The following is an 8,204-nucleotide window of genomic DNA, read 5'->3' as shown; positions in this document are numbered from 1 at the left end:
TGCTGTTAAAGCAACATTCATTGGTGGCAACAACCAGAACCAAATCAATTATAGTTTAGCTTGAAGATTGATACCTAGTTTAAAAAACGACAATAACACCAATCGACAACCAAGTTTAAGCTTTGCTTGTCGATTGGTGTTATTGTCGTTTTTAACTTATAATTTAAGGCGGATTAATTAGGTGGTGAAACTATTGGGCAAGACTATTCGACAACTCTCAGAAGAATTAAAATTATCAAAACAAGCTATTAATCAACGTATTAATAGCATTAATGGCTTTCGAAGTAAACACACTTATAAAGTCAAAAACCATCTAGAAATAGACAATCAAGGCGTTAAAATGCTTGCTAACTTTGGCAAGCAAAAACGGCAAGACCGACAACCAAATCAGCAAGATAAAAACGACAAGATTGACAAGATTGATCACATCTTGCTGAAACAACTTGATGTTAAAGATCAACAAATTGCAAATTTACAACAAGCCTTAGACCAGCAACAAAAATTACAGATAGCAACGGTAACAGAAAACCATCGATTAAAAGAGCACATTCGGAAATTGAGTGGATTGCTTGAACCTTCTAGTGCAACTCAACAGCAACAATCAAACGACAAGGACGATACCTTGTCGAATAGTATTAATGCCATTCATGACAATGCTGAAAACGACAAGCAAGATCAAAGTCATATTGTCGATGAAAAGAAAAAAAGAATACATAAAAATAAAGTCAATAAGAGTTGGTGGCATTTTTGGTAAAAATTAAAGGGTGGATTAAGAATGGAAATAGAACCTAAGATAATGTCTCAAGTCAAAAGTATTTTAGGAGAGTTTGGAAACAAGTATTTAACTAGTAAGGGTTCTCTGAAACGAAATAATGTAATTAATGACTTGGATAAATTTGACCGTGAATTGATGACAAAGCTATTTAAAGATCCTTTAATACATAAAAATTATGTAGAAAAAATTGCTGACACTGAAGTATTTAGACTCAATCAATTTATTGAAATGTTTGAATATAAAGAATTTTGGGAAAACAGTTACACCAAATATACAAATAAAATTGGTTTAACAGCTAATGGAAAATTTATTGATGAATCTGCTGATGTTGTTTTGGATTTTCCCTTTAAAGATACTGTTTTAAAAGCTGGTATGACTAAAGAAGATCTGGATAAAGATGAATCTGCTGATGAACCATTTTTAAACGAAATCATTGCTAAACCTGAAATTGATGAGCTATTAGAGCCTAAAATATTTGTTAATGCTAAAAAGTATGATCAAAACGGTGAACATAACGCATCTAGTTATTCTGATCAAGATAATTTAATTATTAAGGGGAATAATTTGATTGCCTTGTATAGTTTAAAGAAAAAGTACTCCAATAAAATAAACATGATATATATAGACCCACCATATAACACTGGGTCCGATTCGTTTGCATACAATGACAAATTCAATGAATCTACTTGGTTGACGTTTATGAAAAATAGACTTGAAGTGTCCAAGGAACTACTGACGGACGATGGTGTAATATTTGTTAGCATTGATCGTAATGAGTTTGCTGAGTTGAAAGTACTAATGGATGAGGTATTCGAAAACTCGTATCTAGGAACCATGATAAATGTTTCTACACCTAATGGTCGAGATTACGGATCTTTTGCACAAACACATGACTATATTCACGTGTACGCGAAAAATATTGATATGGTAAAGACTAATACTTTGGATGTTTCTGAAGATAAGTTTAAGCTGCAGGATGAAATTAGTAAGTTCTACTTGCACCCATTATTTAACAGTAATTCAGCATTTAGTAAAGATAATCGCCCAAATCTTTATTATCCATTTTATATTTCAGAACGCGAAGATGAAAAGGGTTATAGGTCTGTTTCAGTTAAGAAAGATACTTTACATACAATTGAAGTATTTCCACCGAAATCTAAAACGGATGATACTCAGTTTGTTTGGCGTTGGGGAAGAAATAAGGGACAAGAACTTGGTGAAACCGAGCTAGTTGGTCAACAGAAATCAGATGGATCGTTTAGAATTGCCCAAAAAATGCGACCTAAAAAACAAATTCCGCGGACTATTCTCCAAGATGCTAAGTATTCCAATCGTCGTGGTACGGAGGAACTTCAAAAGTTATTTGATGGTAAGGTATTCAGCTTTCCAAAACCAGAAAACTTACTCAAGACAATTATTGAGATAGGCTCAAATACTGGTGATACTGTATTAGATTTTCATATGGGCTCTGCAACTACCCAAGCGGTAGCAATGAAAATGCATCGACATTTTATTGGTATTGAACAAATGGATTATATTAATACTGTTTCAGTCCCACGTCTCCAAAAAGTTATCGCGGGAGAACAAGGTGGTATTTCTAAGGAGGTCAACTGGCAAGGTGGCGGTTCCTTTGTTTATGCAGAGTTGATGGAAAAGAATCAAGGCTACTTAAAAGATCTGCTAGCGGCTAAAGATATAAATGAATTAAATGCTGTATATAAACGCATGAAAGTGGGAGCAGATTTCGACTTTCGAGTGGATCTTGATAAATATGAAAATGATGCAGAACGTAAAACTTTGCCTTTTGAAGAACAAAAGCAGTTATTAGTTAAATTATTGGATAAGAATCAACTTTACTACAACTTCAATAATATTGATGATGCCGATGTCTGTGACCTGATTTCCGATAAGGATTATCAATTTAATCAAAGCTTCTATGGAAAGAGGGACTAAACTAATGGCTAAAAAAAAAGTTATGCGCAAAATTGAACTCCCACTGGTCGATTTATTGGAAAACAAACGTAAGATTGATCTTCTTAGTAATGAAAAGCCCTTTATTATCCCAGAATATATTAAAGGTAATTTAAAGCACCAATTACGACCTTACCAAAATCAAGCTTTAGTTAATCTAGACTGGACACAACGACAACCATTAGCTGATTACCAATATAATCAATTACTTTTTAATATGGCCACTGGTAGTGGAAAAACAGACGTTTTAGCTGCCCTGATCTTGTATTTGTATACTGAATTTACTTATCATAACTTTCTTTTTGTGGTAAATACAAATGCTGTGGTGGCTAAGACTTATGACAATTTATTAAATACTGCTTCACCTAAATATCTTTTTTCCCAACCTTTAACTATCCACGGTCAAAGAATCGAGCTTCGCTCAGTAACTCGGTTTCCTAGTACACCAGAGAATGGTGTAATCTATTTAAGATTAACAACTATCCAAACTTTAGCTAATGAGTTAAATACACCACGGGAAAACGGCTTAACTTATGGCGATTTAGAGAAACAGAAGTTGATTATTCTAGCTGATGAAGCGCATCATTTTTCTGCTGGTACTAAAAGTAAAGAGGACCAAAAAGAACGTTCCTGGGAATATGTCCTGGATCGTATTCGTCAAGCTAATAAACATAATCGTCAATTCGAGTTTACTGCAACTCTAGATTTACAAAATGAAGCGATTTATCAAAAATATCGTCAAAAGATTGTTTATAGATACGATTTAAGCCGTTTTATTCACCAAGGATATTCTAAACGGGTATATCGATTACAAGCAAATAACGACGATGAGAACAAAATGCTGAATGCTGTTTTGCTTAGCCAGTATCGTAAGCGAATTGCCAATGAATTAAAAATACCTGACTTTAAACCGGTAATCTTGTTTAAGTCTAATAAAATTGCGGTTTCTAAAGATGCTCGAACAACTTTTTTAAGCATGATCTCACAGTTGAATATAACGGACCTAACCGATTTTCTTAAACATCAACAAAACACTAGCCATAGTCAAGCATTGAAACAAGCTTATGATTACTGGTTATCGCAAGATTTGGGTACTGCAATTGTTGAATTAAAACGTGACTTTCAGGCTATGAATACTATTAATGTTAACGATAGTGCCAAAGAAGGAATCTTAGGCGATTTAAATGACTTGCATAATCTAAATACCTTGGAAAGTTCTGATAATCCCTTTCGGGTTATTTTTGCCGTCGCTAAGTTAAGTGAGGGCTGGGACGTTTTAAACCTTTATGATATTGTGCGGATTGGTGAACAATCCACTACCTTGAACCAAACAAACAGTGAAGCTCAGTTGATTGGTCGAGGAGCACGCTACAATCCTTTTGTTTATCAAGGCGAAAACTCTTATACACGTCGTTTTGACAACCAGAATCCTAAATATCAGTTATTAGAGAGTCTTTATTACCACACTATCAATGATCCTAAGTACCTAGATAACCTTAAGAAGTCACTTGATAAGATGGACCTACCCGTTGAAGATGATAGTGATTTTGATGTTTTTGAAACTAATGTTAAACGGGCCTTTAAAAACTCTAAAGTTTATCAACAAGGTAATCTTTACTACAACGAAGTTGAACCTGTACCAGATAAAGAATTTAATTGTCTTGACCGTTATGGGGTTAATACCACCACAATGGCTGAAGTCAATTTGGTAGAGAGCACTTGGGAAACAAATTATAATGCTGTTGCTATTGAGAAAGATCCTTTAACAGAAACTAGATTTTTGTTTAAGTTTCGAGATGCCGTAATCTTAGTTAAAAAAGCCTTCTCACGTAATAAGTTCTATCGGTTTAACTCTCTGAAGCAATATATTCCTACTTTGAATTCTTTAAATGAATTTATGACAGCTGATAATTGGTTGGGAAATATTCGTTTGTATGCTCGTGTCAGCAATGGTTCACCAGCCTTAAATCGTAAGCAGCAACTTAAAGCAGTTGAACAATATTTAACTTTTGTTCAAAAACAGATTATTAATAACTATCAAAGACAACGCGGTACTAAGCGCTTTATTCCAGTTCCTATAAAATCCTTGATTAGGGACTACCAAAAGAAAGTTGCCAAACATTTTAATAAATCAGTCAGTGAAATGATCTTACCCTACTCAATGAAAAATAAACCTTGGTTTGTTTTTGAAGAAGCCATTGTTGATAAGCTGGAGAAGTCTTTAGTTGACTTAATCGGCGCTTTTGTTGACCGATTAAGTCAAAAATATAGTCAAATTTATTTATTTAGAAATGATGAACGCAATACTAATTTCAAGCTACATCAATTTAAAGGTCAGACAACTCATTATGCCGGTTTCATGCCTGATTTTATCCTCTATTTACAGAATAAAGATTTTTGTTATCAAATTTATATTGAGCCTAAGGGACCCCAATTGCTTGATCAGGATCAGTGGAAACAAGAACTCTTAGAAAGTATTCGTCCTGAAAATATTGAACTTGTTGGTGAGAATGATCAAGTTAAGCTTTATGGTGTTAAATTCTTTACTTACAACGATGGCAGAAATGTTGAGCAAGAAATAGAAAATTTACCGTAGTATTGTGAGGTGATTGTATATTGGAAGATGAAAGTTATTCAATTTTAAATCAAAGAGCTATTATAGATTTACTTATACAAGGAGACATATTCCCCTATATGACTGGATCTGAAATTCAAGATATAGGAATAAAATTTGGAGTAAGTTACGAGGGAGGTAGTCGCTGGCAAATTTTACAATCAATACTTTTTTCGTTACATGAAAATGGGAAAACTAGTGATTTCTTTTACTACTATCTGTTTGAAATGAACATTACTTCTGCTGTTAGAGAAGTGATTGATGGAAATATCAATGCTAAACCGAAATACACAAAAGTAGAAGAAATAGTAGAAGAATCAGAACAAAACAATAAAGCGATTGCTAGTGTATTGAGGACAGATTTAATTAATAAGATAAACTTAGAACTATCAGTATCCGATAAAAATTTAATTGTTCTCAATGATAAAATAGTCATTATTGATTCTAAAGCAACCCCCAAAGTACTTGTTGACCCTGCCGAAATCATGAATATTGGTTATGTCAAAAAAATTCTCAACAATGCTAAAGAAGATTTATTAAATAATGATTTAGACAGCGTAGTAACTAAATCTAGAACAATAATTGAAACAGTATTCATAGCAATATTACGTAAGCATCAGATCGATTTTAAAGAAAATGGAGATATTGGTCATTATAGATCTCTAGTTAATAAAACATTGGGCATGAAACCTGACAATAGGTGGGATAGAAATGTTTCTTCTCTAATTAGTGGTCTTAATAAAATCGTTGATTCTATAACTACCATGCGAAATATTAATAGCGATTCCCATGGTAGCTCTAATAGGGTGAAAATCAATGAGGCTGAAGCTGAACTAATTTTAAACTCTGCCGTTAATATTTCTGTATACTATCTAAGAGTGGATGGAAGAAAAGGAAAAAATAGTGTTAATATTACAAAAACATCCTAATAATGAAATTTAAAGTTTTTTGATTCAGTTTTTAGGGTCTATAATTAACAAATAACCCCTCAAAAACACTGAAAGAATAGCCCCCAATATCTATAATGTAGATATTGGGGGCTATTTTAAGTTATTCTTTTATAAGTGCCCCTAAATTATAGCTATTGATTCAAGATTTCATGGGAGCCAGTTGCAACCAATAACAAAATCAATTCATCATGATCTAGCTGATAAATAACAATCCAGTTGTCATAATTTTTACCATAGTTTCCATATCTGGCAGGGTGAAATTCACGATAGCCACGCCAATTTCCTTTTAATGCATGATCTTTAATCTGTTTCAAAACAAGTACATCTTGTTCAACAATTGCTTTTAAACAAGGTTTCAAGACAGTTATTGGAAAATGTTTTTTGACTAGTTTTTTTAATTCACGTTCAAAAGATTTGGTCTGTTTAATTTGCATCTAACTTATCGATCCAATCTTCAAAGTCAGTCAATGAACCAATATTTTTGACCTGCCCTGTTTCTGCTTCTTTTTTAGCGGCTAAGGCTTCCGGAGAATCTAAAAAGCTGACTAATCGAACTTCATTATTGGCCGCTTTAACTAACGATAAGCGTATATACTCAGAAACGGTTAGCCCTTGTTTTGCTAGATTAGCTTTAGCCCGTTCACTAATTTCAGGTGTTACACGAGTTGAAATTGTCTTATTTTTAATAATAGTATTACTCATTCTAATCCGCCTCCTTTAAGTTTACCATCGTACTACATTATAATATTCGATTTTTAGGTTTTCTGCAACTAAATTAATTTTAAAGTAAAGGAACTAACAGCTTATGCGACAAGTTGTCTTACCCATCAAAGATTCAAACGTTCTTAAAGAGGTCCAAGATACGTTACTCAATAACTTTAAAGCTGGCCGACGTAACTATACGATTTTTCAAGTTGGTAAAGCGACGCTACTGCGAGTGAGTGACGTTATGGGCTTAAAACAGGCCGATATTTTTAATCCGGACGGTTCTATTAAACAAAATGCGTTTATTCATGACCGAAAAACTGGTAAACCTAATACCTTGTACCTTAAGCCTGTTCAAACAGAGCTCTTATTGTACCGTCAATGGCTGCTTGACCATAAGCTGGATTCTGAATGGCTCTTTCCTTCAATTCAACACCCAGAACGCCATATTACTGAAAAACAGTTCTACAAAATTATGAGTAAGGTTGGCGATCTATTAGGAATTAATTATCTAGGTACTCATACGATGCGCAAAACTGGGGCTTATCGTGTTTACACGCAATCAAATTACAATATTGGCCTAGTCATGCACTTATTAAATCATTCAAGTGAAGCCATGACTTTAGCTTATTTAGGATTAGACCAAGCAAGTACCGAAAGTATGTTAGATCAAATTGATTTTGGTTAGTTTTTTTTTGAGTTTTTAGTTGTTGCCGAAGGCAACTTCTGAGACAGGTTTTTAATGAGTCTAGCACAACATAGAATAAATTCTATGTGTAAGTGCGCATTGACCTCGTTTCACTCGGTCTGCTGATAACCACAAAATCAATTTTTGCCGTTGTTGAATGGAATGTATTCTTAATTTAATTTATGCTTACACTTAACTGATTTTGTTATGCTTTAAATGCTAAAAATTGTTGCATATCCCGCTGCTTTCAACCAAATTTTTTTAATTGCTTTATGCAGAGAATCTTCATAAACTTGGCAACACAATTTGAATAACTAACTGTAAGAACTTTGTATCTAAACTGAAATCATTATTTTGATGTTAGGAGTAATTAAGCTGGACGAAAAGAAAGTATTAAAACCAATTGATAAAATGCTTGCTGATTCTTGGCAAGTTGATATTCAAGAATTATTTGAGGCTTCCGTCAATAAACCCGACGAGATTAAAAAGAACTTGTATGAT

7 protein-coding genes are annotated in these 8,204 nt (G+C 33.5%); 5 read left to right on the top strand and 2 right to left on the bottom strand.

Going from position 1 to position 8,204, the window contains the following annotated elements; genetic code table 11:
* Positions 1-193 precede the first annotated feature (193 nt).
* From EKM64_RS11095 to EKM64_RS11080, 4 genes are read left to right on the top strand one after another with little or no spacing between them, the layout of a single operon-like run.
* Positions 194-754, top strand: a complete 561-nt coding sequence (locus EKM64_RS11095; protein WP_125678530.1) for a DUF536 domain-containing protein — start codon at positions 194-196, stop codon at positions 752-754.
* A 21-nt stretch (positions 755-775) separates the two neighbouring features.
* Positions 776-2,728: a site-specific DNA-methyltransferase gene (locus tag EKM64_RS11090; RefSeq protein ID WP_125678528.1), complete on the top strand. Its 1,953-nt coding sequence runs from the start codon at positions 776-778 to the stop codon at positions 2,726-2,728.
* Positions 2,729-2,732: 4 nt separating this feature from the next.
* Positions 2,733-5,342, top strand: coding sequence for a DEAD/DEAH box helicase family protein (locus tag EKM64_RS11085; protein WP_125678526.1), 2,610 nt, complete (start codon positions 2,733-2,735; stop codon positions 5,340-5,342).
* A gap of 20 nt (positions 5,343-5,362) precedes the next feature.
* Positions 5,363-6,289, top strand: coding sequence for an abortive infection family protein (locus EKM64_RS11080; RefSeq protein WP_125678523.1), 927 nt, complete (start codon positions 5,363-5,365; stop codon positions 6,287-6,289).
* 152 nt (positions 6,290-6,441) lie between these two features.
* On the opposite strand, the gene EKM64_RS11075 is transcribed toward EKM64_RS11080, so the two are convergent.
* Both EKM64_RS11075 and EKM64_RS11070 read right to left on the bottom strand, forming a co-directional pair.
* On the bottom strand, positions 6,442-6,744 hold the full coding sequence (locus EKM64_RS11075; protein ID WP_003572735.1) for a type II toxin-antitoxin system YafQ family toxin: 303 nt from the start codon (positions 6,742-6,744) through the stop codon (positions 6,442-6,444).
* Positions 6,734-7,012, bottom strand: coding sequence for a plasmid mobilization protein (locus EKM64_RS11070; protein WP_102196637.1), 279 nt, complete (start codon positions 7,010-7,012; stop codon positions 6,734-6,736). Before EKM64_RS11070 ends, EKM64_RS11075 begins: the two co-directional genes overlap by 11 nt.
* 103 nt (positions 7,013-7,115) lie before the next feature.
* Between EKM64_RS11070 and EKM64_RS11065 the strand changes: the two genes are divergently transcribed.
* Entirely contained in the window at positions 7,116-7,703 is a 588-nt protein-coding gene (locus EKM64_RS11065) for a site-specific integrase (RefSeq protein ID WP_075168830.1), read from the top strand.
* Positions 7,704-8,204 lie beyond the last annotated feature (501 nt).

This window comes from Companilactobacillus keshanensis (assembly GCF_003946205.1).
GTDB lineage: Bacteria > Bacillota > Bacilli > Lactobacillales > Lactobacillaceae > Companilactobacillus > Companilactobacillus keshanensis.
This window is presented reverse-complemented; position numbering and strand designations above follow the sequence as displayed.